This window comes from Streptomyces sp. NPDC047108 (genome assembly GCF_040643575.1).
Classification (GTDB): Bacteria; Actinomycetota; Actinomycetes; order Streptomycetales; family Streptomycetaceae; genus Streptomyces.
Map to the genome: position 1 here is coordinate 19,950 of NZ_JBEYUP010000026.1, position 23,374 is coordinate 43,323.

Genomic DNA, 23,374 nt, shown 5'->3' on the forward strand with positions numbered 1-23,374 from the left:
GGGTGCGAAAGATCCCTCGGAGGTCCATGCGAAACTTTTCACATGTTTGCCAGCCGTGCCTCGCGACGCCGCACGACCTCCAGTCGGCCTGCGGTGCGGAGGACTTCCCGCACCACGCTGCTGGCCGCCGGAGCGGCGGCCGCGGCGATGGCTCTGACCGCGTGCCAGTCGGGCGGCACGTCCGGGGGCTCCTCGGACACGAAGTTCGTCACCGGCACCGGCGGCATCGACACCGCGAAGCCCGCTGACCGGAAGCCGCTTCCGGAGATCTCCGGCAAGACCCTCGAGGGCAAGCCGCTCGATCTCGCGGACTACACGGGCAAGATCGTCGTGGTCAACGTCTGGGGATCCTGGTGCGCCCCCTGCCGTGCCGAGATGAAGCACCTGGTGAAGGTGGCCAACGACACCAAGGCGGACGGGGTGCAGTTCGTCGGGATCAACACCCGCGACCCCAACAAGGCGCCGGCCGTCAAACTCGAGAAGGAATACGACGTTCCGTACCCGAGCCTCTACGACCCCATGGGCAAGCTGATGCTGCGCTTCCCGCCCGGCAGCCTCAACCCGAAGGCCATTCCCTCCACCTTGGTCATCGACCGCAAGGGCAGGATCGCGGCGCGGGCGCTCAAGGCGCTGAACGAGAAGGACCTCAAGCGCACACTTGAACCGCTGATCGCGGAGAAGTGATCACGTGATCGCTCTCGCCGCCTCGACGGACCCCAACCAGACGGTCCTCACGGGCGCCCTGCTGCTCGCGGTGCCCGTCGCCCTGCTGGGCGGACTGGTCTCGTTCTTCTCTCCCTGTGTGCTGCCGCTCGTGCCGGGCTATCTCTCGTATGTGACGGGGGTCACCGGGACCGACCTCGCCGAGGCGCGGCGGGGCCGGATGGTCGGCGGGGCGTCGCTGTTCGTCCTCGGCTTCACCGCGGTCTTCGTCTCCTACGGCGCGCTGTTCGGGCACTTCGGGCTGACGCTGGACGAGCACAAGGAGACGATCTCCCGGGTGCTCGGCGCCCTCACGATCCTGCTGGGGCTGGTCTTCATGGGACTCCTCGGCGGTTTCACCCAGCGCGAGTTCCGCTTCCACAAGCGGCCGACGCTCGGCCTCGCGGGCGCGCCCATGCTGGGCGTACTGTTCGGGATCGGCTGGACCCCCTGCATCGGGCCGACGCTGGCGGCCGTCAACGTCCTCGCCTTCAGCGAGGCGAGCGCCGGGCGCGGTGCGCTGCTGACGGTGGCCTACTGTCTGGGGCTCGGTGTGCCCTTCATCCTCGCGGCCGTGGCCTTCCGCCGGGCGCTGGGTGCGTTCAGCTGGGTTAAGCAGCACTACGTGTGGGTGATGCGGGCCGGCGGCCTCATGCTGGTCCTGGTCGGCGTCCTGCTCATCACGGGGATCTGGGACCGCCTGATCGGCGATCTGCAAGTCTGGTCCTCCACCTTCACTCCGGGAATCTGAGCCAATGTCCAACACGGAGACGCAGACCGACAGTCCGGCCGCGACCGGCGACGACCCGACGGGCGACGACCCGGCCGGCGAGGCACGGACCGAGGAGGGCACGCCCGCGGCGGACGAGCACGAACTCGGCGCTGCCGGCTCGCAGCTGTCCACGACGCCCGAGGACCGGATCAACGCCCCGGCGCTGGGCGTCCTCGGCTGGGCGCGCTGGTTCTGGCGGCAGCTCACGTCGATGCGCGTCGCGCTGATCCTCCTGTTCCTCCTCTCGCTGGGCTCCATCCCCGGCTCGTTGATCCCCCAGGACAACGTCGACCCCATCAAGGTCGAGGAGTTCCGGAACCGCCACGAGGCCCTCACCCCGCTCTACGACAAGCTGGGGCTGTTCCACGTCTACAGCTCGGTGTGGTTCTCGGCGATCTACATCCTGCTGTTCATCTCCCTCATCGGCTGCATCGTCCCGCGGAGCTGGCAGTTCGTCGGGCAGCTCCGCGGCCGCCCGCCTGCCGCCCCGCGACGCCTCACCCGGCTGCCCGCCTACACCACGTGGCGCACCGACGCCGAGCCCGGACAGGTCCTGTCCGCGGCGCAGCGGATGCTGGGCCGCCGCCGCTTCCGCGTCCACACGCCCGGTGACGCGGTGGCCGCCGAGAAGGGCTACCTGCGGGAGGCCGGCAACCTCGTCTTCCATGTCGCGCTGATCGTGATGCTGGTCGCCTTCGCCGTCGGGCAGCTCTGGAAGTCGGAGGGCGGCAAGCTGATCGTCGACGGTGACGGCTTCTCCAACACCCTGACGCAGTACGACGACTTCAGGTCCGGCGACCTCTTCGACTCCGACACCCTCGCCCCCTTCGGCTTCTCCCTGCACGGCTTCGAGTCCAGCTACGAGCGCACCGGTCCCGAGAAGGGCACCGCTCGCGAGTTCCGTGCCAAGGTCAAGTACTGGGAAGGCGCCGACGGAACCGAGCACAGCGACACCATCGAGGTCAACGAACCCCTCGACGTGGCCGGCAACAAGGTCTACCTGCTCGGCAACGGCTACGCCCCCGTCGTCACCGTGAAGGACGGGCAGGGCGACATCGCGTACCAGGGGCCGGTGCCCTTCCTGCCGCAGGACAAGAACCTCACCTCCGTCGGTGTGGTCAAGGTCCCCGACTACCGTGACAAGTCGGGCAAGAAGAACCAGCTCGGATTCCAGGGCCGGTTCACCCCGACCTATGCGCTCGACGCGGTGCGCGGTCCGCACTCCTCCTTCCCCGCGCTCGACTTCCCGGTGCTCTCCCTGAACGCCTTCCGCGGCAGCCTCGGCATCGACTCCGGTCTGCCGCAGAACGTGTACCAACTCGACACGCGGAAGATGAAGCAGTTCAAGGACGAGAAGGGCGACCTCTTCCGCAAGGCCCTCCGCCCCGGCGAGACGATGACGCTGCCCGACGGTGCGGGCTCGCTGACCTTCGACGGTGTGAAGACCTGGGCGAGCTTCCAGATCTCCTACCAGCCCTCCAACGGCCCCGCCCTCGGCGGGGCGATGGCCGCGCTGGTCGGTCTGGCAGGATCGCTGTTCATCCAGCGCCGCCGCGTCTGGGTGCGGGCCGTCCGGGGCGACGACGGCACGACCGTGGTCGAGATGGCCGGGCTCGGCCGCAGTGAGTCCGCCAAGCTCCCGGAGGAACTGGCCGATCTCGCCGTGGCGTTGCAACCCGATGCACCGCCGATCGCCGACGCCCCGGCGGGGGCCCCGGCGGGGGCCCCGGCAGCCGATGACCAGGCAGCCGACGACCAGCCCACCGAGGGCCGGCGCGACGATCCGGGAACGACCGGCCCGAAGACCGACGACCCGAAGACCGACGACCGGAAAACCGACGACCGGGGGACCAACGGCCGGGCGGCCGACGATGCGGACGCCCAGGACGACGATCCTGCTGATCCTGCTGAAGGCGAAGGAGCGCGCGCGTGAACCTCGCGGTCGCGGCCAACGAGAACATGGCCAACATCAGCAACGTGCTGATCTATTCGGCGATGGCCGTCTACACCCTCGCCTTTCTCGCGCATATGGCCGAGTGGGCCTTCGGCAGCCGAAGCAAGGTCGGCCGCACGGCCGCCGCGCTGACCGGCCCCGCCGCCGCTGCCGCTCCCGCGCCGACCGTGGCGGTGAAGGTCGCCACACAGGGCGGTGGCACCGCCGTACTGGAACGCCCCAAGGTCATCACCCGGTCCGCCGCCGGTTCGCGCGACGTCCCGGACGGGCCCGGCGCCGCCGGAGGCACCGAACAGGGCGATCTGTACGGCCGGATCGCGATCTCGCTGACCGCCCTGGCGTTCCTCCTCCACGCCGCCGGCGTCGTCGCCCGCGCCCTCTCCGTGCAGCGCGCCCCGTGGGGCAACATGTACGAGTTCTCGACCACCTTCTCCGCGGTGGCCGTCGGTGCGTACCTCGTCCTCCTCACGCTGAAGAAGAATGTGCGCTGGATCGGGCTCCCCCTGGTCACGACCGTCCTCCTCGATCTCGGCCTCGCCGTCACTGTCTTGTACACCGACAGCGACCAACTGGTTCCCGCCCTCCACTCTTACTGGCTGTGGATCCACGTCTCCTGCGCGATCATCTCCGGCGCGGTGTTCTACCTCGGGTTCGTCAGCACGGTGCTCTACCTCTTCCGTGACCGCTACGAGGCCAAGCTCGCCGCCCCGAAGGGCAAGCGCCCGGGCGCTTTCGCCTCGTCCGTGCTCGAGCGGCTGCCGTCGGCCGCGAGCCTCGACAAGTTCGCGTACCGCATCAACGCGACCGTCTTCCCGCTCTGGACCTTCACGATCATCGCCGGCGCCATCTGGGCCGAGGCGGCCTGGGGCCGCTACTGGGGCTGGGACCCCAAGGAGGTCTGGTCGTTCATCACCTGGGTCGCCTACGCCTGCTACCTGCACGCCCGGGCCACCGCGGGCTGGAAGGGCCGCAAGGCCGCCTACATCGCGCTGGTCGCCTTCGCCTGCTTCCTCTTCAACTACTACGGCGTCAACTTCTTCATCAGCGGCAAGCACTCCTACGACGGAGTCTGAGGAGTCCTAGGCAGAGGCAGAGGCAGAGGCAGAGGCAGAGGCAGAGGCCGACTCCGAGTCCGAGCGTCTGCGGCGGCACCGCCGCTCGACGCGGTCAGTCCGCGCTGATCGCGTCGAGCCTCGCCCGCAGGTACGTGTGCGAGTCCACCGGCTCGTACGCGACGGTGCCCACCGGCGCGGGCAGCGACTCCACGCGCGTGCGCGGATCGCACTCGTAGAAGTACACCAGTGACATCAGTTCCTCCGCCGGGGCGTCGGCCGGCGGGGGCAGCACCCGGTGGCGGCCGGAGCGCCAGCGGTCTCCCGTCCAACGGGCCATCAGGTCACCGATGTTGACGGTGAAGGCCCCCGGGTCGTACGGCGCGTCCTCCCAGCCGCCCTCGTCCGTGAAGACCTGTAGCCCGCCCTTGCCGTGCTGGCGGTCGAGGATCGTGACCGTCCCGAAGTCGGTGTGCGGGCCGATGCGGAACTGGCCGGGCTCCGGCTCGCCCACGACGTCCCGGCCCGGGTACCAGTTGATGTTGAAGCCCCACGTGGGGTGGCGCGTGTGCCGGGTGAAGAAGTCGAGCGGCACGCCGAGCGCCTCGGCCAGCAGCTCCAGCACCGCGTCGGAGAGCGACCGCATCCGCGCGACGTACGTCTCGACCAGCGGGCGCAGCCCCGGGGCCTCGGCGGGCCAGGTGTTGGGCAGGAACCACTCCGCGTCGACCGCGGCGTCACCGGTCGGCTCCTCGGCCGCGAAGGAGAGCGACTCCTTCAGGTCCGGCGGATTGGGCGCGTCACCGGAGCCGTCGGGGCCCGAGGTGTCCGCGCTCGTGTCCGCGTAGGCGTTGGCCTCCGCGCCCGGTCCCAGCCAGCCGCGGCCGCCGACCCTCACCGCGTACGGGCGTTTCGCCGCCTCCGGGAGCCGGAAGAAGGCGCGGGCCGCCTCGCGGATCCGGGTGCGCAGGGCCGGGTCGACGCCATGCCCGGTGATCAGGAGGAATCCGGCCGTCCGCAGGGCCTCGTCGACCCGTCGGGCGGTCCGCTCGCGCGCCGCCGTGTCCCCCGACAGCCACAGGCCGAGATCGATGACCGGGATACGGGACTGGCCCACGTGATCACTCCTCGGACGGGTGGTGGCGGGGAGGGCCGTCAGGGACGCCGCCCGCTCACCGGGCACGCCCCGGTCCGGTGGCCGGCCGGGTACGACGGGTCAGGAGCGCTTGTCGTCCGGGCCGTGGTCGCGGTCGCCGTCGCGCTCTCCGTCACGCTCCGGGTCTCCGTCACGCTCTGGGTCCGCGTCGGGCTTCCGGTCCCCGTCCCCGTCGCGGTCCTGTTCCGGCTGCCGCTCCTTGTCCCGGCCCTGCTCCAGGGACTTGAGGAAGTCGGGGTTGTCGTCCGGCGCGACCCAGCGCGTACGTCCGCGCCCGACCCCGTACGTCCGTCCGCCGCGCGCCGCCTCGGAGCGGCGCGGGCGACCCGCCAGCAGCCAGGCCAGGGAGCCGAAGAGCAGATAGCCGAAGAGCACGATGATGAGGACCCAGGCGGGCTTGGGCAGCTTGCGCACCTGGTCCTCGGGGGTGTTGAGGCAGTCGATGAAGGCGTAGATCCACAGCGCCAGGACCAGCAGGAACGGCAGATACCTGAGCATGGTGGAGCGGTCTCCCGGGATGCGGAGGGGGGCCCGGCGCGGCCCTGATGACGCGTCCAGGGTAGGCCCCCGGTGGCGTATCCACGGTAGGAGGTAGCAGATACTGGGGCGTATGGCTTACGACGATCTTCGCTCGCTCCTGCGGGCGCTGGAGCGCGACGGCGACCTCAAGCGCATCACGGCCGAAGTCGACCCGTATCTGGAAGTCGGTGAGATCGTCGACCGGGTCAACAAGGCGGGCGGCCCGGCGCTGCTCTTCGAGAACGTCAAGGGCTCGGCGATGCCGCTGGCCATGAACGTCTTCGGGACCGACCGCCGTCTCCTCAAGTCGCTCGGCCTCACCTCCTACGACGAGATCAGCGGGAAGATCGGCGGACTGCTGAAGCCGGAGCTGCCGCACGGATTCGTCGGGATGCGCGAGGCGTTCGGCAAGCTCGGCAGCATGGCGCACGTGCCGCCGAAGCGTGTGAAGGACGGCCCGGTCCACGAGGTCGTCCTCACGGGCGACGACGTAGATCTCGACCGGCTCCCGGCGCTGTTCACCTGGCCCGAGGACGGCGGGTCCTTCTTCAACCTCGGGCTCACCCACACCAAGGACCCCGAGAGCGGGGTGCGCAACCTCGGGCTGTACCGCCTCCAGCGTCACGACCGGCGCACGATCGGCATGCACTGGCAGATCCACAAGGACAGCCGCAACCACTACCAGGTGGCCGCCCGGCGTGGCGAGAAGCTGCCGGTGGCCATCGCCTTCGGGTGCCCGCCCGCCGTCACGTACGCGTCGACGGCTCCGCTGCCCGGGGACATCGACGAGTACCTGTTCGCCGGGTTCGTGCAGGGCAGGCGCGTCGAGATGGTGGACTGCAAGACGGTGCCGCTGCAGGTCCCGGCGAACGCCGAGGTCGTCCTGGAGGGCTGGCTGGAGCCCGGGAAGATGCTTCCCGAGGGCCCGTTCGGGGACCACACCGGCTTCTACACGCCGCAGGAGGACTTCCCCGCGCTGACCATCGACTGCGTGACGATGCGGCGCCGTCCTCTGCTGCAGTCGATCGTCGTCGGCCGTCCGCCGACCGAGGACGGGCCGCTGGGACGGGCGACCGAGCGGTTCTTCCTGCCGCTGCTGAAGATCATCGTGCCGGACATCGTGGACTACCACCTGCCGGAGTCGGGCGGCTTCCACAACTGCGCGATCGTCTCGATCGACAAGAAGTACCCCAAGCATGCGCAGAAGGTCATGCACGCCATCTGGGGTGCGCACATGATGTCGTTGACCAAGCTCATCGTGGTCGTCGACGCCGACTGCGACGTGCACGATCTGCACGAGGTCGCGTGGCGCGCCCTCGGCAACACCGACTACGCCCGGGACCTCACGGTCGTCGAGGGCCCGGTGGACCACCTCGACCACGCGTCGTACCAGCAGTTCTGGGGCGGCAAGGCGGGCATCGACGCGACGAGGAAGCTGCCGGAGGAGGGCTACACGCGCGACGGCGGGTGGCCCAACATGGTCGAGTCCGATCCGGACACGGCCGCGAAGGTCGACCGCCGGTGGAAGGAGTACGGCCTGTGAGCGCGGCTGAAGGCGTCCTCGGGTCCGGGCCGGGCTCCGGGCCCGCGCCCGCGCGAGGCGGTGTCCGGGCCTTCCTGCGGCTGGTGATGATCGAGCACTCGGTCTTCGCGCTGCCCTTCGCCTACATCGCCGCGCTCACCGCGATGTTCCTCGAGGACGGCACCGTCCACTGGTGGGAACTGCTCCTGGTCACCGTCGCGATGGTGGGCCTGCGTACCTTCGCCATGGCCGCGAACCGGATCATCGACCGCGAGATCGACGCCCGCAATCCGCGCACCGCGTCACGTGAACTGGTCACCGGCGCCGTGTCCGTACGGTCCGCCTGGGGCGGCGCGCTCGTCGCCGTCGTCGTGTTCCTGGGCGCGGCGGCCCTGCTGAACCCGCTGTGCCTCGCGCTGGCCCCCGTCGCCGTGATCCCGATGGTGGTCTATCCGTACGGGAAGCGGTTCACGCACTATCCGCACGCGATCCTCGGCCTGGCCCAGGCCATGGGGCCGGTGGGCGCGTGGATTGCGGTCACCGGCGTGTGGTCGTGGGACGCGGTGATCCTCGGCCTCGCGGTGGGCGTGTGGATCGGCGGTTTCGACCTGATCTTCGCGTGCCAGGACGTGCAGGCGGACCGGGCGCACGGCGTGCTGTCAGTGCCGGCGCGGTTCGGCATCCCGGCGGCGCTGTACGGCGCCCGCGTCTGTCACGTCGTCACCACCGGGCTGCTCGTCTGGTTCGGGGTCGCGACGGGGGCCGGGGTCTTCTACTGGGCGGGCCTGGTGATCGTCGCGGTGGCCTTCCTGTACGAGCACACGATCGTCCGGCCGCACGACCTGTCCCGGCTGAACCGGGCGTTCTTCACGGTGAACGGCTTCATCGGCATCGCGCTGTTCGTGTGCGCGCTGCTCGATCTGCTGGTCCGCGGGCTCGGCGTCTGACGGCGCCGGGCAGGCGGGGGGGCGGCCTGGTGTCGTGCTGGTGCGGCTCACACGTGCACGGCGCGGCGTCACTTGGGCGTTGACGGAGGCGAACGGTCCTGCGTCACCTGGGAGTTGACGGCCGCGGCTCACGGCGTGGATGGACCCGCGAGCACGCCCCCGAGGCGCCCCGTCGTCAGCGGGCCGGTTCCTCGCTCCGCTGCTCACGGAAGACGAAGGCCGCCAGCACACCACCCAGCAGGCCGAAGAGATGGCCCTGCCAGCTGATGCCGGAGTCCGTCGGCAGCGCGCCCCAGAGGATCGAGCCGTACAGCACGCCGACGACCAGGCCGATGCCGACCCACGTCGGCCTGCGGTCCACGAAGCCGCGCACCAGCAGATAGCCGAACAGCCCGAAGACCACGCCCGACGCGCCCGCCGTGAACGTGCCGGCCGGCGCGAACAGCCACACGCCCAGTCCGCTCGTCAGGATGATCACCGCGACCACTCCCGCGAAGCGGCGTATGCCGCTCACGGCGGCGAGGAAGCCGAGGATCAGCAGTGGCACGGTGTTCGCCATGAGGTGGCCGAACCCGAAGTGGAGGAAGGCCGCGGGCACCACGTCCCGCAGTTCACCGATCTCGCGCGGCGTGACGGCATACGTGTCCAGGGCGTGCCCGGTCGCCACGTCCAGCGCCTCCAGCAGCCAGAGCAGGGCCGCCCAGGCCAGCACGATCAGGGCCGCGGCCTTCACGCGCTCCCCGCGCCCGCGCGCGGCGGGCGGCTGCGCCGGTCCGGACCCGTACGGCGAGGGCCCGGAGCCGTGGGGCCCCGGTCCGTGTCGCCCCGGGCCGTACGACCCGGGGTCGGGCGCACCGAAACCGGAAGGTCCGTACACCATGGACGACCCCCTTTCCTCCATCACGACAACGCCCGGAACGGCCCCCGCGGTTCCTTCCCGCCCCGGCGGATAGGCTCGGTCCGTGCAGCCGCAGCAGAGACCGAGCGCCGATCCCGGCACCGGGCAGCGACGGCCGTGGGTGGTCGGGGTGTCCGGCGCCTCCGGCACGCCGTACGCCGCGGCCGTGCTCCGCGCCCTGCTGCACGCGGGAGAGGCCGTCGACCTGGTCGTCAGCCGCGCGTCGCGGCTCACCCTTCTGGACGAGACCGGAATCGCCTTCCGCGACGCGCACTGGCGCGAGGATCTGCGGAGCTGGCTGGCGCGGGGTGCGGACGGCACGCCGGACCGGTTCGCCGCCTCCCTGCCGGACCTGACGGCCCTGCCCGAGCGGTCGGACGTGCGTCACTGGGCCGCCGGCGACCTGGCCGCCGGGCCGTCGTCCGGCTCGTACCCGGTCAAGGGCATGCTCATCGTCCCCGCGAGCACGGCGTGCGTGGCCGGCGTCGCGCTCGGGCTGTCGAAGGACCTGCTGCAGCGGGCCGCGAGCGTGACGCTCAAGGAGCGGCGGCCCCTCGTCGTGACGGTGCGGGAGACGCCGCTGAACGGGCAGACCCTGGAGCACCTGACGGCGCTGGACCGGGCGGGGGCGGTGGTGATGCCGGCCTCACCGGCCTTCTACGCGGGTGCCCGCGACATCCAGGACCTGGTGGACTTCGTGGCCGGGCGGGTGCTGGACGCGGTGGGGGTGCCCCACAAGCTGTACCGCCGCTGGGACGGGGCGCTCGGCACTTCCCGGGACCAGACCTAGCCGGGCGGCTCGCGCTGTGACAGCCTGGCCGCCCCGCCTTTGATCCGTAGGCCGATTCGCAGGCGAGTTGGCCTGCAAGCCTTGGAATCCATATACTGAAGCCTGACATTGTGAACAATGGAAGGCGCCGGTAATGGACGCGGTTGACAGGCAGCTCATTCAGGCACTCCGGGAGAACGGCCGGGCCTCGTACGCCGAGCTCGGGCGGCTGGTGGGGCTCTCCGGCCCCAGCGTCACGGACCGGATCAACCGTCTGGAGGCGGCCGGTGTGATCACCGGCTATCGCGCGACCGTCAACGCCGCCTCGCTCGGGCTCGGCGTGACCGCCCTCATCGGCATCTCCCTCTCCGACGCCACCGACCACGAGGACGTGGCGCGCCGGCTGCGCGACCTCGAGGAGATCGAGGACTGCTGGTTCATCGCCGGTGACGACTCCTACATGCTCAAGGTCCGCGTCGGCAACGTGGACGGGCTGGAGAAGACCATCCGGCGGCTGTCCGGCACCAAGGGTGTCTCCCGGACGCGTACCACCATCGTGCTCTCCACCAAGTGGGAGAACCGGGTCGGCGAGCTGCCCGAGAACGTCTAGGCGTAGGCTCGTTCAGGCCCGATTTCGGCGGAGTAGGAAAGGCGGCGGCATGGACGCGGGGCTCAAGCGTGAGCTGGAGGAGAAGGTCCACGCCGGGGAGCGGCTGACCCGGGAGGACGGCCTGGCTCTCTACGCGTCCGACGACCTCGCCTGGCTGGGCGGCCTGGCCCACGAGGTGCGGGCGCGGAAGAACGGCGACGTCGTCCACTTCAACGTCAACCGCCACCTCAACATGACGAACGTGTGCACCGCGTCCTGCGCGTACTGCTCCTTCCAGCGCAAGCCGGGGGAGAAGGACGCCTACACGATGCGCATCGAGGAGGCCGTCCGCCTCGCCAAGGCGATGGAGGGCGAGAACCTCACCGAGCTGCACATCGTCAACGGCCTGCACCCGACGCTGCCCTGGCGCTATTACCCGCGCTCCCTCAAGGCGCTGAAGGAAGCCCTCCCGGATGTCTCGCTGAAGGCCTTCACCGCGACCGAGATTCATCACTTCGAGACGATCTCGGGGATGAGCGCGAGCGAGATCCTCGACGAACTGATCGACGCCGGGCTGGAGTCGCTCACCGGCGGCGGCGCCGAGATCTTCGACTGGGAGGTCCGGCAGCACATCGTCGACCACCGCACCCACTGGGAGGACTGGTCGCGCATCCACCGCCTCGCGCACGAGAAGGGCCTCAAGACCCCGTGCACGATGCTGTACGGGCACATCGAGGAGCCGCGGCACCGCGTGGACCACGTGCTGCGGCTGCGTGAGCTGCAGGACGAGACCGGCGGGTTCCAGGTCTTCATCCCGCTGCGCTACCAGCACGACTTCGTGGACATGCAGGACGGCAAGGTCCGTAACCGGCTGCAGGCCCGTACGACCATGGCGAGCGGGGCCGAGGCCCTCAAGACGTTCGCCGTCTCCCGGCTGCTCTTCGACAACGTCCAGCACGTCAAGGTCTTCTGGGTCATGCACGGTGTGCAGACCGCCCAGCTCGCGCTGCAGCACGGTGCGGACGACATGGACGGCTCGGTCGTCGAGTACAAGATCACGCATGACGCGGACAACTTCGGCACCCCGAACAAGCTGACCCGCGACGACCTGCTCGACCTGATCCGCGACGCGGGCTTCCGGCCGGTCGAGCGGAACACGCGGTACGAGGTCATCCGCGAGTACCCGGGCCCGGACCCGGACCGCCGCGAGTCGCCGCAGCCGATGCGGGTCTGAGCACGTCGGCGCCGGGTACTCGGCGCGCATGACCCGCGGTGATGCGGCAGGGGCGCGGTGCCCCGAGGACGCGTACACGGCCGAGCCCTTCCTTCCCGGCCCGTCCGCGCGGCTGGCCGCCCTCCGGCGCGCCGCCGCCGAGTGCCACGGCTGCCCGCTGCACCGGGACGCTTCGCGGACCGTCTTCGGCGAGGGCCCGGCGGACGCGCGCGTGCTGCTGGTCGGCGAACAGCCCGGTGACCAGGAGGACCGTCAAGGTCATCCGTTCGTGGGCCCGGCGGGCAAGGTGCTGACCCGGGCGCTGGACGACGCCGGGATCGATCCATTGGTGACGTACGTCACCAATGCGGTCAAGCACTTCAAGTTCGAGCGGGTCCCCGAGCGCGGCAAGCGCCGCATCCACAAGGCGCCGAACCTGCGCGAGCTGTCCGCCTGCAAGCCGTGGCTGGCCGCCGAACTGCGCGCCGTCGACCCGGAGGTGGTCGTCGCGCTCGGCGCGACGGCGGGAAAGGCGCTGCTCGGGTCCTCGTTCCGGGTGACGAAGCAGCGCGGGATGCTGCTGCCGTGCCCCGCGGTCGACGGATGGCCCGGCGGAGCTGATGCCGCCGAGGGCGGCGAGGGCGGCGAGGGTACGGAGGACGGGGAGCGCGGCGAGGGCAGGGGCGCGTGCCTGCTCGCCACCATCCACCCCTCCGCCGTGCTGCGCTCGGACGACCGCGAGGGAACGTACCGGGGTCTGGTGTCCGACCTCCGGATCGCCGCGGAGGTGCTGAGCCCGCCCGGTTAGGGTCGGCGGTATGCCGTCCCCACCGCTCGTCTTCGACCTGGATCCCGGCATGACGCGCGAGCTGCGCGACGGGATCTGCCGGCTCTGGGCGGACGTCTCGAACGCGGGCGGCGCCGTCGGGTTCGTACCGCCGGTGACCGCCGACGACGTCCGGCCCGAACTCGTCACGCACCTCGCCGCCATGGCGGAGGGCCGCGTCCGGCTCCTCGTAGGCCGTGACGAGCACGGCGAGGTCGCCGCGACCGCCTTCTTCACCCTCAACACCCACCGGCTGATGCGCCACTGGTGCTGGCTCCACACGGTCATGGTGCACCCCGCCCACCAGGGCAAGGGCTATGGGCGGGCGCTCATGGCCGCCGCGGAGGACGCGGCCCGCAGGGCACTGGACGGCCTCCGCGGGATCCGGCTCACCTGCCGGGGCGGAGAGGGGCTGGAGCGGTTCTACACCGCGTGCGGCTACACCGAGGCCGGGCGGGTTCCCGGCGCGATCAGGGTCGCGGAGGACGAGTACCGCGACGATGTCACCATGTGGCTCCCGCTCCATTGATCGTCATCGGCGCGTGCTTCACTGGTTGCTGTACGGCGTGACCATCCGCCGACGACACCAGCAGCCGGAGAAGAAGGTCGGACCGTGAGTACGAGTACGAGCAGCAGTGTCAGCAAGCAGCGTGTGACGCTCCGCTACACCGCGATGCGGCTCGGCGTCTTCGCCGGCTGCTTCTTCGCCGTATGGGGTCTGACCTACCTGGGTGCGCTGCCGAGCGGCCTCGGGGACTCCAACTTCGTCTGGGTCGTCCTGCTCGCGCTGATCCTGTCGGCCCCGATCAGCTGGGTGGTGCTGCGTAAGCAGCGCGAGGCGATGTCGGAGCAGATCGTCGAGTCGGTCGGACGCGCCAAGACGCGGCTCGCGGCGAACCAGGGGCAGGAAGACGCGTAACGCTCGTCACACCCCTTCAGCACCTTCACCGGCGCCCCGCCGCGGAGCACCCGCTTCCCGGTGGGGTGTTGGCGTTTCCGGGGACCTCTGACTCAAAGCAGAACTTTGAAGTCCCATAAGTTTGAGTGTTAACGTACTCGGCATGACGACAGCAGCCGCGCACCGCCACGCCTTGGGGCATCCGCTCCCGGCGCGCCTGCCCGTCGGGTTCTGTCGCTGCAATTGCTGTCGGTCCGCGGCCTGTTGCCGTCGCAGCTGAGCGACATAGCATCGGCGCTGCCGTCGTTACGTCCACGCGTCAGTCCCACCCGCGTCAGTACCGTCACGGCCCGCCGCACCCCGTCCCCGTAGGTCTTCACCCGCCGGAGTGTGTCCGTGTCTTCCCCCGAAACCCCCGCGTCCTCCGCCGATGCGTCCGTCCGGAAGCCGTCCGGCTTCTCCCTGCCCAAGGTGCCGTTCTGGGCCCAGATCCTGCTGGGCCTCGTCCTCGGTGTGCTGCTGGGCTGGGTCGCCCGCAGCGGTGACGTCGGCTGGCTCGTCACCACCCTCGACAAGATCGGCTCGATCTTCGTCCAGCTGCTGAAGCTGGCCGTCGCGCCGCTGGTGTTCTTCGCGATCCTGGTGTCGATCACCAATCTGCGGAAGGTCAACAACGCGGCCAAGCTGGCCGGCCGCACGCTGCTGTGGTTCATGGTCACGTCGCTGATCGCGGTCGCCATCGGCCTGACGATCGGCCTGATCACCAACCCCGGCGCCGGCACCGGCCTCACCGCGAAGGACGGCGCCAAGCCCGAAGAGGCGGGCACCTGGCTGGACTTCCTGACCGGCATCGTCCCCACCGATGTCGTCACGCCCTTCACCGAGCTCAACGTCCTGCAGATCGTCTTCCTCGCGGTCGTGGCGGGCATCGCCGCCCTGCAGCTCGGCGAGAAGGCCGAACCGATTCTGCGGCTCAGCAACACCGTGCTGGAGCTGCTGCAGAAGGCGCTCTGGTGGGTCATCCGCCTCGCGCCGCTCGGCACGCTCGGCCTCATCGGCTTCGCCATCGCCACGTACGGCTGGGACCTCATCGGCAAGTACGCGACCTTCACCGCGGACGTCTACATCGGCTGCGCGCTGGTGCTGTTCGGCGTCTACCCGCTGCTGCTGGCGACGGTCGGCAAGGTCAACCCGCTGCAGTTCTTCCGCGGTGCATGGCCCGCGATCCAGCTCGCCTTCGTCTCGCGTTCGTCCGTCGGCACGATGCCCGTGACGCAGCGCGTCACCGAACGGCTCGGCGTGCCGCGCGAGTACGCGTCCTTCGCCGTGCCGTTCGGCGCCACGACGAAGATGGACGGCTGCGCGGCGATCTACCCGGCGCTCGCCGCGATCTTCATCGCTGAGATCTTCGGCGTGAACCTGGGCATCGGCGACTACGTGCTGATCGCCTTCGTCTCGGTCATCGGCTCGGCGGCGACCGCCGGTCTGACGGGCGCGACGGTGATGCTGACCCTCACGCTGTCGACGCTCGGCCTCCCGCTGGAAGGGGTCGGCCTGCTGCTCGCGATAGACCCGGTCCTGGACATGATGCGTACGGCCACGAATGTGGCGGGTCAGGTCGTCGTCCCGCTGCTGGTGTCCGGCCGCGAGGGCATCCTCGACCGCGAGGCGTACGACAGTGCCGGGAGCGTCGGCCTGGACGCGGACGTGGACGCCGAGCCCGCCCCGGCCGCTGCGTAGGCGTCATCAGCCGCGGAGTCCCCGATCACCTCTGGGTATCGGGGACTCTGTCATGGGGCGCGTGCTGTGCCCCGTACGGCCGTTGCAACCCCGGCTGCGGTCGTCGGTAGCCTCGGAGCATGGCTGATTGCGTGCAGGTCTACACAGCGACGGAGAGCCGTGAGGCCGCTGTGGCGCTGGGCAGGAGCGCGACAGAAGCCCGTCTGGCAGCGGGTGTTCAGGTGGTGGGGCCGGTGGCCTCGCTCTTCTGGCACCTGGGCGAGTTCGGGCAGGGCGAGGAATGGCAGGTGATCTTCAAGACCACGGCTGCGCGCTACCCCGAGCTGGAAGCACACCTTCTTGAACACCACCCGTGGAAGAACCCTGAGATCATCGCGGTGCCGGTCCTGGCTGGTGCTCCCGGATACGTCGACTGGGTCTCCCGGACCGTGGCAGACGCCTCGGACTGAGTCACAGGGCTGCACGGTCCAGCAACTCGGCGACGGGCGTCAGCGATCGATGAGGGCGGAGCCGTAGCAGGAACTCATGTGCCCTGTGCTGGGGACGGACGGAGCCGACTCCGGCCGAGAGGTCCATCGCCCTGCCGATCACTGCAGTGGACTGTTCGACCTCCCCGGCGTCCAGATACGCGTGCGCGAGCCATGTGAGGTAGAGCGACTTGTCACGGGCGTGCGTGTCATCGAAGTCGGTGAGCGCCCCTTCCAGCGCGGGCACTGCCCTGAGCGGCCGATGCAACTCGGTCCAGCAGCGGCCCTTCATGATCTGGAGTTCGCGGGTATCGACCCAGGACGACCAGTCGGGCCCGGGCCGGTCACCGCGCTCTCCGATCAGTGCCTCTTCCGCCTGCTCAAGGGCGTGTTCGGCCTCCTTGGCCTGTCCAGCCTTCGCATGTGCCCAGGCACGGCGTTCGTGGAGCAGCGCGCGCACGGTTGCCGGGGCGTCGGGACCAGCTGTCTCGCAGGAAGCAGCGGCGGTGGCCACGCCTGATGCGTCGGTGCTGACTTGCTGATAGGCGAGAAACGCGAGCGAGTTGCCTGCAAGAGCAGTGTCTCCGGCTTGGGTCGCTGCCTGATGTGCCGTCTCGTAGAGCGCCGAGGCCTCTCCTTGGTCACCTGCGTCAAAGGCTGCCCAGCCGGCTTGCTGCGCTTGCTCGGCAACGATGCCCAGCAACTGGCGGCCGGTGGACTCCGTGTAGGCGGACTCCCGCAGCAGGGTCAGGGTGGTGGCGAGTTCGGCCCGATAGACCTGGCGTGTGTCCGCCCCACCGAGCACATCATCGAGGCCGCGAAGCCGTGCCGTACGCCGCTGCAGATGCTCTACGTCTCTGCTCCCGATGCGCCGTCCCCCAGTGGTCTCGGACAGAAAGGCCGCGCCGCCGGTGACACCTATTGATGCGGCAAGGAACTGCCTGCGTTGCACTTCGTCTCCTTCGAGATCGAAACTCCCGAGATCATGGAGTTCGGGGGAGTCCGCAATCGGCATGAGCCCGGGCTTCAACGCCGGGAGGAGGCGTCCTGAGGGCGTCCGCGCACTCTCCCAAGGGCGTGGTGCCAACCCGACCAGATGGCCGGGGATGCGCATGGCATCGGTGACTTGGGCAATCTTCTCGTAGGTCGTGATCGAACCTTCGCCGCGAGCGAGCTTTCCCACTCGCTCCGGTTTGATGTCGCAGGCATCTGCGATCTTGACGAAGCTGATCCCGCCCCATTGCCGAGCCAGCTTGAAAAGCCTGCCGAAATCGTGACACATCAACGCGGCTCGAACATCGGCGCGACTCAAGACCTCCGCCGGTAACGATGCTGGTGAGCGGTTCCCTGACATGCGACTTCCCCGAATCTGCGTGCACAGAAGGAATATCAGCCGACCTGCGAGCGGAGTCTACCCATCATGGGTACCCCCCTCGTCGGGAATCCCGGGTGTCGCCGGACCACCATCCTCTGAGCATGCAGGAGTCTCAGGTAGCTCTGAATTCGTCCGCTGTGGTGCGACGTTGGGCCCGGCACCCACGGTGTGTCGGACTGGCCCGCGCCGAGTTGCGTAAGGCTGTTGCTGATTGGGGTCTGGCCAAGATCGAGGACTCGGCCCTCGTTGTGCTGTCAGAGCTGGTGACCAACGCCTTGCAGCATGCCCGCGTCCCTCCGGGGCGAGAGATTGAGACACGTTACGTCCGACTGAGCCGGGGCCTCCTGATTGAGGTTCACGACGCGGCTGACGAGCGGCCCCATCGGCGTGCCTCCGACCTCGACTCGGAGACAGGCCGCGGTTTGGCACTTGTCTCCTCTCTGGCACACGAGTGGGGCGTGAACGAACGCGGTGGCGTCGGTAAGGCGGTGTGGGCTGTGGTGGCGACATCTGATGGGGATGGTGATGCGTGATGACGACTGTGGGGATGAGGGCACCACAAGTACGACGCAGCCACACGGTCTGAGCCCCGGTCAACGGTGCGCGGTGAAGGCGAGCGCTGAGTGAGACGGCAACTGATACGGGCGACAGCGCCATCGGCGCACATTGTGACACCGCAAAGGCTCGAATCAGGAAAATCGGTGTTTCTCCTCCACGGAAGGGCTGGGGATACCACGATGTACGAATCACCGTGAGAGGTCACACATGGCTACCACTCTTTCCAAAGGCGGCAATGTCGTCTTGTCTGCGGCGGTCTGCCGCGTCACCCTCAGCTCCCCGACTACGGGCATCGATGTGTCTTCTGTGCTGCTCGGGCAGGACGGCAAGGTGCGGAGTGATGACGATCTGGTGTTCTACAACCACTCGTCGCAGGACGGGATCGAACTGAAGGGTCAGACCATCGTCGCGAATCTGGCCGCGGTCCCCACGACAGTCGAACGTGTCGCCGTTGTCGCGAGCATCGACCCGGAGCTGCGTGCCACTCACTTCGACACGAGCAACACCCCCCATGCGGTTATCGAATGCGGGGAAGCGCGGATCACCTTTGCGCCGCCGCCGCTCACGCATCGGGAGACGGTGGCCATTCTCATCGAGCTCTACCGTCGCGCAGGTAGTTGGAAGGCGAGAGCGGTAGGCCAGGGTTGGGATACAGGGCTGGCGGGTCTGGCCTCGGACTTCGGCATCGACGTTGACGACCCGGGACTATCCGCGGAACAGGTCTCGTCTGCGCCGCCCGTGCAGACCAGGCATCTGCCTCCCGCTTCGCCGCGCCTCACCTACGCACCGCACGTCTCGCCGGTGGCTCAGCGCGTCCCATCGACAACACCCGTTCGCCCCCTCGTCCCACTGGGCAAAGTCGCCCTCACCAAGGCCGGTCAGGCGACCATCGACATGCGCAAGGACGACCCGAACCTCATCGTGACGGCCACACTTGAGTGGAACGGCGGAAGCGTGGCCCGAAGGCGGGCCGGCGCCGACCTCGACCTGTACGCCCTCTACGTTCCTGGAAGTCTTGTCACCCCACCTGGCAAGCGTCCGAACAAGTCGGATGAGGTCATCTACTACCGACAGCTCGGATCGTCCGTAACGCCGCCCTACATCGCCTTGGATGGTGACTCCAGGGTGCCGGGCCGAGAGACGGTCACGATCCGTCGTCCGGACCTCCAGGGCTACGTCCTTCTGTGTGCCTACAGCGCGGTGGAGAACGGGACTGGTTCGTTCAAGTCCTACGGTGCCCGGGCAGTCGTCACTGACGGGCGGGGCTCCACCGTCACCGTGCCACTGTTCAATAATCGCAACTTGTCCTACTGGGTCGCCATTGCGTTGATCGACTTCACCGTCTCCGGCGGTGCCCAGATCCGGCATGTGGAGAAGTACAGCGGCAACCATGTAGAGGCCCGTCCCACGCTGTACTCGAATGGGAACTTCCGAATGAGCACCGGAAAGGTCGAGTTCAAAACCAGGTAGGCGCTAGCAGATTGTGATGCGGGCGGACGCAGGTCGGGCCCAGGCACTCTCCCGTTGACCGACCGCCTTCGGCGCGTGCCGGCCGTGCCCGGACCTTCTCCTGTGGGGCGCCCGCGTGCGTGCTGCTAGCGGGCGAACTGACCTACACAGGCGACGATCGCGACGAGAAGACTCAGCACGCCGATGAGGACTTGCCACTTGTCCGGCCCGGTCCACCTCTCGGGCCCGGCCCACCGGTTGCTCGTCCGCTCCAGGTCCTGATCGTCCATCGCTCCTCCTCGCTCCTCCGGACGGGCCCCGAGGGACGGGGCCTCCGCCGGCATCCAGCCGACGAAACTGTGAGGAGGAACGGGGATGAACTCCTTGAAGAATACAGGGAGTTGGTGAGTAGCGGCAGCCTTTCCCGCCCGTACGCCCAGGGGTGCGGGCGGGCCGCGGTTCGTCGCGGCGTGGCGAAGCACACGCCATCGAATGCGCGCTTTCATCTGCTTCGGGCCGTCGCTCTCCGCAGCCGCCGTCCCTACACTGACCGCTTGGTCAGGGCGGGGGAGAACGGTCGGGGACGCCGGGTGGCGCGGCGCCCGGGGACAGGGGGTGTGCGGTGACGGGTTTCGAGATCGCGGTCGTGATCATCGCGGGCGGATATGTCGTGGGTGGCGTCTGGGATCGCGTGAAGTCCGCGGCCCGCGACCGTCGTACGGAACGGCTGCGGGAGATCAACGGCCCGGAGCCGGTCTGCGGTTGCCGTCACCACCTCGCGTACCACGACCCGAAGGAGGGGCGCTGCTACGCCGAGGTGAAGAAGCCGGTGGAGTGGGACGAGGACGGGGACGAGATCCGGTTCGCGCACGAGCAGTGTCCCTGCCGCCGGTACGCCGGGCCGGAGCCGCTGGCGACCCTGTACGCGCCCGAGGTCACGGGTACCGGCGGCGGGCGCGGCCAGCGGACCGCGCCGGAGAGCGGCTGACCGCATCCCGTCTGCGCCTGAGCGGCGCGCCCCTGGCGACGGCGTCAGTCGTCCAGGCCCGTGGACGCCGCGTCGACCGCCAAGTCCTCGCGCATCTCGCCGCGCAGGTGCGACAGATGCCCCCATGCCTCGTCGAACCCCTCGTCGAAAGCGCGGAGTTCGGCCTCGTCGCACGGCGTCGTCCCGGCGATGCGCTTCAGCGTGCCGTATCGCGTGTTGAGGTGCCGGCTCACGATCCCCGCGACGGCGAGGACCTTCACGGGCATGATCATCTGGGCTTCGGCGTAGTTCTCGCGATGCGCCGTGCGGCGGTCCTCCAGCTGCTGGAGTTCGGCGTCGAGGTCACCCGTGCCGTCGCGGAGTGCGTGTACGACGTTGACCTGTGCGGTCATGTACTGCCGCGCCGCGGTGTTCACGGCGATGTAGCAGGCGCGGCGGAGTTCGAGAAGCTGCTGGGCACGGGCCTCGGCGCGTTCCGCCTGCAGCAGTGCATCCGCGTGCTCGCGCTCCTCGCGCCGCTGTTCGGCGGCCGCCTCCAGCTCCATCCGCTTCGTGCGGTCGGCGCGGCTCTGTGAGAGCAGCGTGCCCGTCAGGGTGCCCGCGACACCCACCACCGCCACGAGCAACGCGCCCCAGCCGTCCCCCACTTGGCCTCCCCTGCCGCCTCCTGGCGTGGCCGCCCGTCCACCGGCGTACGTGCGGCCCGGAAGAAGTATGGCCCGTCGCCGCGATCTCCCGTCATGGGGCCGGTACGAACCGCTCGACGCGTGCACGCCGCGGTAGGTGACCGCCCCCGCCGTCAGCCGTGCGCGACCGGCGTGAAGGGCGGTCCTGCGGGGCCCGCGCCGTGCCGGTCCTGCTGGGGCGGGCCGCGCAGTTCCTCCGGCACCGCGCCCCGCAGCGCCGCGGTGAGCGCGGCGATCGCCGGGTGGCCCGCCGCGCCGCTGCGGAAGGCGACCGAGGTGCGCCTGCTCATCGGCAGCCGCGTGAGCGCGACCCCGTCCGGTGCGTCGCCGATGGCGAGCTGCGGCACAAGGGCGACCCCCTGCCCCGCCGCCACCAGCGCGAGCACCGTCGTGAACTCGTCGACCTGGTGCCGGATGCGCGGGGTGAAGCCGGAGGCCTCGCAGGCGCGGATCGTCATCGCGTGGCAGAGCGTCCCCGGGGTCGCGGTGATCCAGGGGGCGTTCCGCCACCGGCCGACCGCCTCGCCCGGGCCGGCCGCGGTCGCCCCGGCGGCGGCCGCGCCCGCCGCCGTCACCGATGCGGCTCCCACGTACGACGCCAGGTACATCGCCTCGACGCACAACGGCCTGCTCTCCAGGCCGGGTTCGGCGAGCGGGGGCACGAAGTCGTACGTGTGGATCAGCGCGACGTCCAGTTCGCCCACCCGTATCCCGTCCGCCACGCACACCGGGTCGATCTCCGACACCATCGGCTCCAGGCCCGGGTGCTGGCGCGCGAGGGCGGTCAGTGCCGCCGGGACGATCGCCCGCGCTGCCGTGGGGAAGGTGCCGATGCGCAGCGGTCCCGCCAGGCCCTGGCGGGTGTCGGCGAGTTCGGCGGCGGCCTGTTCCAGGCGTTCGAGAACGGCCTCCGCGTGCCGTACGAGGTTGTGTCCCGCGGGGGTGAGGACGACCCGCCGCCCCGTGCGCTCCAGCAGCGCGACGCCCGCCTCCCGTTCCAGCGTGCTGAGCTGCTGGGACACCGCCGAGGGGGTGAAGGCCAGGGCCTCGGCCACGGCGGCGATGGTGCCGCGGAGGGCGAGTTCGCGTAGCAGACGCAGGCGTCGGACGTCGAGCATCGGCTCAGCTTAAGGCCACGCGCAGAAAAGCGAACTGGACCTGCATGATTCCCGTGCCTCAGCCTCGTCCCATGGAGCAGAAGACCTTTGCGTCCCTCTACGGGATCCATGTGCCGCTCGTGACCCCTTTCGCCGCCGACGGGCGGATCGCGGAGGACGCCCTCGAAGCCCTCGCCCGCTCCGTGCTCGACGCGGGCGCGGCCGGGATCGTCGCGCTCGGGACGACCGGTGAGGCCGCCGCGCTCGACCCCGCCGAGAAGCACGCCGTGATCGATGTCTGCGCCACGGTCTGCGGGGAGCGGGGCGCGGCGCTCACCGTGGGCGCCGGATCCAACGACACCCGGTCCGGTGCGGCGGCCCTCGCCGGGCTGGCGCGGTGGCCGCAGATCACGGCGGCGCTCGTGGCCGTCCCGTACTACACGCGGCCAGGGGAGGCGGGCGTCCACGCGCACTTCGCCGAGCTGGCCGCGTCGAGCCCGGTGCCCCTGGTCGCCTACCACATCCCGTACCGCACCGCGCAGCCGTTGAGCGGGGCGGCGCTGCGGGCGCTGGCCCGGATCCCCGGGGTCCTGGCCCTCAAGTACGCGGCGGGCGGTATCGACCAGGCGGCCGTCGAACTCCTCGGGGACCCCGAACTCCCGCAGGAGTTCACGGTGCTGGCGGGCGACGACGTCTACGCGTCCCCGCTCATGGCGATCGGGTCGGCCGGCGGCATCCTCGCCTCCGCGCACCTGGCGACCCGCCGCTTCGTGGAGCTGGCCGACGCGTGGCGTGAGGGCCGGGCGGGGCGTGCCCGGCAGCTCGGGCACGAGCTGGCGGGGCTGTCGGCCGCCGCGTTCGCCGAGCCCAACCCCACGGTGATCAAGGGGGTGTTGCACGCCCGCGGGCGGATCCCCACGCCGGACGTTCGGCTTCCGCTGCTGCCCGCGGGGCAGGACGCGGTGGACGCGGCGCTGAAGCGGCTGGCCGCGCTGGGGGAGTAGGGCGGGCGGTCGTGACGACGGTGGACCGGAATCCGCGGTGGCCCGAACAGCCGCTGGTCCGGGCAGAACTGGCGTCTTCGGCGGAATGCCCCGGGCGGTGTCCTGTCGGACCGTAAACTTACCTCCGAGTAGCAAGTGCGGCGGAGGGCGAGGGGCGTGAGTACGAGGAGCAGGCGGCTGCCGCGTGCGGTGC

Annotated in this window: 25 protein-coding genes; 18 read left to right on the forward strand and 7 right to left on the reverse strand. The window is 69.9% G+C overall.

What is annotated here, in order from left to right:
- Window positions 1–147 precede the first annotated feature (147 nt).
- The 4 genes from ABZ822_RS30085 to ccsB are packed head-to-tail and all read left to right on the forward strand — an operon-like array spanning window position 148 to window position 4,501.
- Window positions 148–684 (forward strand): TlpA disulfide reductase family protein, encoded by a 537-nt coding sequence (locus tag ABZ822_RS30085; RefSeq protein WP_360861222.1) that lies wholly within the window; start codon window positions 148–150, stop codon window positions 682–684.
- Between the two features lie 7 nt (window positions 685–691).
- Window positions 692–1,453, forward strand: a complete 762-nt coding sequence (locus ABZ822_RS30090; protein ID WP_360861224.1) for a cytochrome c biogenesis protein CcdA — start codon at window positions 692–694, stop codon at window positions 1,451–1,453.
- Between the two features lie 4 nt (window positions 1,454–1,457).
- Complete coding sequence (locus ABZ822_RS30095; RefSeq protein ID WP_360861119.1) at window positions 1,458–3,407, forward strand: cytochrome c biogenesis protein ResB; 1,950 nt, start codon at window positions 1,458–1,460, stop codon at window positions 3,405–3,407.
- On the forward strand, window positions 3,404–4,501 hold the full coding sequence (gene ccsB / locus ABZ822_RS30100; protein ID WP_360861121.1) for a c-type cytochrome biogenesis protein CcsB: 1,098 nt from the start codon (window positions 3,404–3,406) through the stop codon (window positions 4,499–4,501). Before ABZ822_RS30095 ends, ccsB begins: the two co-directional genes overlap by 4 nt.
- Before the next feature lie 94 nt (window positions 4,502–4,595).
- Here the strand turns inward: ccsB and ABZ822_RS30105 are convergent, their stop codons facing one another.
- Both ABZ822_RS30105 and ABZ822_RS30110 read right to left on the reverse strand, forming a co-directional pair.
- Window positions 4,596–5,597: a 2-oxoglutarate and iron-dependent oxygenase domain-containing protein gene (locus tag ABZ822_RS30105; protein ID WP_360861123.1), complete on the reverse strand. Its 1,002-nt coding sequence runs from the start codon at window positions 5,595–5,597 to the stop codon at window positions 4,596–4,598.
- 99 nt (window positions 5,598–5,696) lie between these two features.
- Window positions 5,697–6,134 carry a PLDc N-terminal domain-containing protein gene (locus ABZ822_RS30110; RefSeq protein ID WP_360861125.1) on the reverse strand — a complete coding sequence of 146 codons (438 nt, stop codon included), beginning with the start codon at window positions 6,132–6,134 and terminating at the stop codon, window positions 5,697–5,699.
- A 112-nt stretch (window positions 6,135–6,246) separates the two neighbouring features.
- Between ABZ822_RS30110 and ABZ822_RS30115 the strand changes: the two genes are divergently transcribed.
- Window positions 6,247–7,698, forward strand: coding sequence for a menaquinone biosynthesis decarboxylase (locus tag ABZ822_RS30115; protein WP_360861127.1), 1,452 nt, complete (start codon window positions 6,247–6,249; stop codon window positions 7,696–7,698).
- A complete protein-coding gene (gene mqnP / locus ABZ822_RS30120) occupies window positions 7,695–8,624 on the forward strand; it encodes a menaquinone biosynthesis prenyltransferase MqnP (RefSeq protein WP_360861129.1) in 930 nt (309 codons plus the stop codon). The genes ABZ822_RS30115 and mqnP overlap by 4 nt, the downstream gene beginning before the upstream one ends.
- 175 nt (window positions 8,625–8,799) lie before the next feature.
- Here the strand turns inward: mqnP and ABZ822_RS30125 are convergent, their stop codons facing one another.
- Window positions 8,800–9,357: a rhomboid family intramembrane serine protease gene (locus ABZ822_RS30125; RefSeq protein WP_360861132.1), complete on the reverse strand. Its 558-nt coding sequence runs from the start codon at window positions 9,355–9,357 to the stop codon at window positions 8,800–8,802.
- A 229-nt stretch (window positions 9,358–9,586) separates the two neighbouring features.
- On the opposite strand from ABZ822_RS30125, the gene ABZ822_RS30130 reads away from it, so the two are divergent.
- The 8 genes from ABZ822_RS30130 to cutA all read left to right on the forward strand — a co-directional run bounded on the left by ABZ822_RS30130 (window position 9,587) and on the right by cutA (window position 16,006).
- The gene (locus tag ABZ822_RS30130) at window positions 9,587–10,312 is read left to right on the forward strand and encodes a UbiX family flavin prenyltransferase (RefSeq protein WP_360861134.1); all 726 of its coding nucleotides are present in this window, start codon (window positions 9,587–9,589) and stop codon (window positions 10,310–10,312) included.
- A 133-nt stretch (window positions 10,313–10,445) separates the two neighbouring features.
- Window positions 10,446–10,901: an Lrp/AsnC family transcriptional regulator gene (locus tag ABZ822_RS30135; RefSeq protein WP_360861136.1), complete on the forward strand. Its 456-nt coding sequence runs from the start codon at window positions 10,446–10,448 to the stop codon at window positions 10,899–10,901.
- 49 nt (window positions 10,902–10,950) lie between these two features.
- Window positions 10,951–12,114, forward strand: coding sequence for an aminofutalosine synthase MqnE (gene mqnE, locus ABZ822_RS30140; RefSeq protein WP_360861138.1), 1,164 nt, complete (start codon window positions 10,951–10,953; stop codon window positions 12,112–12,114).
- 28 nt (window positions 12,115–12,142) lie between these two features.
- Window positions 12,143–12,901 carry a UdgX family uracil-DNA binding protein gene (locus tag ABZ822_RS30145; protein WP_360861140.1) on the forward strand — a complete coding sequence of 253 codons (759 nt, stop codon included), beginning with the start codon at window positions 12,143–12,145 and terminating at the stop codon, window positions 12,899–12,901.
- A gap of 10 nt (window positions 12,902–12,911) precedes the next feature.
- Complete coding sequence (locus ABZ822_RS30150) at window positions 12,912–13,448, forward strand: GNAT family N-acetyltransferase (RefSeq protein ID WP_360861142.1); 537 nt, start codon at window positions 12,912–12,914, stop codon at window positions 13,446–13,448.
- Between the two features lie 84 nt (window positions 13,449–13,532).
- Entirely contained in the window at window positions 13,533–13,838 is a 306-nt protein-coding gene (locus ABZ822_RS30155) for a DUF4229 domain-containing protein (RefSeq protein WP_360861144.1), read from the forward strand.
- A gap of 441 nt (window positions 13,839–14,279) precedes the next feature.
- Window positions 14,280–15,557, forward strand: a complete 1,278-nt coding sequence (locus ABZ822_RS30160) for a dicarboxylate/amino acid:cation symporter (RefSeq protein WP_360861226.1) — start codon at window positions 14,280–14,282, stop codon at window positions 15,555–15,557.
- 119 nt (window positions 15,558–15,676) lie between these two features.
- Window positions 15,677–16,006: a divalent-cation tolerance protein CutA gene (cutA, locus tag ABZ822_RS30165; RefSeq protein ID WP_360861146.1), complete on the forward strand. Its 330-nt coding sequence runs from the start codon at window positions 15,677–15,679 to the stop codon at window positions 16,004–16,006.
- A 1-nt stretch (window position 16,007) separates the two neighbouring features.
- Here cutA and ABZ822_RS30170 read toward each other — a convergent pair whose 3' ends face one another.
- On the reverse strand, window positions 16,008–17,336 hold the full coding sequence (locus ABZ822_RS30170) for an XRE family transcriptional regulator (protein WP_360861148.1): 1,329 nt from the start codon (window positions 17,334–17,336) through the stop codon (window positions 16,008–16,010).
- 164 nt (window positions 17,337–17,500) lie between these two features.
- Here ABZ822_RS30170 and ABZ822_RS30175 point away from each other — a divergent pair, with 164 nt between their 5' ends.
- Together ABZ822_RS30175 and ABZ822_RS30180 are read left to right on the forward strand one after the other, a co-directional pair.
- On the forward strand, window positions 17,501–17,932 hold the full coding sequence (locus ABZ822_RS30175) for an ATP-binding protein (RefSeq protein ID WP_360861150.1): 432 nt from the start codon (window positions 17,501–17,503) through the stop codon (window positions 17,930–17,932).
- A gap of 232 nt (window positions 17,933–18,164) precedes the next feature.
- Entirely contained in the window at window positions 18,165–19,427 is a 1,263-nt protein-coding gene (locus ABZ822_RS30180) for a TerD family protein (protein ID WP_360861152.1), read from the forward strand.
- A gap of 125 nt (window positions 19,428–19,552) precedes the next feature.
- Here the strand turns inward: ABZ822_RS30180 and ABZ822_RS30185 are convergent, their stop codons facing one another.
- Complete coding sequence (locus ABZ822_RS30185; protein WP_360861154.1) at window positions 19,553–19,696, reverse strand: hypothetical protein; 144 nt, start codon at window positions 19,694–19,696, stop codon at window positions 19,553–19,555.
- Window positions 19,697–20,028: 332 nt separating this feature from the next.
- On the opposite strand from ABZ822_RS30185, the gene ABZ822_RS30190 reads away from it, so the two are divergent.
- Window positions 20,029–20,394, forward strand: a complete 366-nt coding sequence (locus ABZ822_RS30190; RefSeq protein ID WP_360861156.1) for a hypothetical protein — start codon at window positions 20,029–20,031, stop codon at window positions 20,392–20,394.
- Between the two features lie 44 nt (window positions 20,395–20,438).
- Here the strand turns inward: ABZ822_RS30190 and ABZ822_RS30195 are convergent, their stop codons facing one another.
- Together ABZ822_RS30195 and ABZ822_RS30200 are read right to left on the reverse strand one after the other, a co-directional pair.
- Window positions 20,439–21,041: a hypothetical protein gene (locus ABZ822_RS30195; protein WP_360861158.1), complete on the reverse strand. Its 603-nt coding sequence runs from the start codon at window positions 21,039–21,041 to the stop codon at window positions 20,439–20,441.
- 152 nt (window positions 21,042–21,193) lie between these two features.
- The gene (locus ABZ822_RS30200) at window positions 21,194–22,198 is read right to left on the reverse strand and encodes a LysR substrate-binding domain-containing protein (protein ID WP_360861160.1); all 1,005 of its coding nucleotides are present in this window, start codon (window positions 22,196–22,198) and stop codon (window positions 21,194–21,196) included.
- 71 nt (window positions 22,199–22,269) lie between these two features.
- Here ABZ822_RS30200 and ABZ822_RS30205 point away from each other — a divergent pair, with 71 nt between their 5' ends.
- Entirely contained in the window at window positions 22,270–23,181 is a 912-nt protein-coding gene (locus tag ABZ822_RS30205; protein ID WP_360861162.1) for a dihydrodipicolinate synthase family protein, read from the forward strand.
- Window positions 23,182–23,374 lie beyond the last annotated feature (193 nt).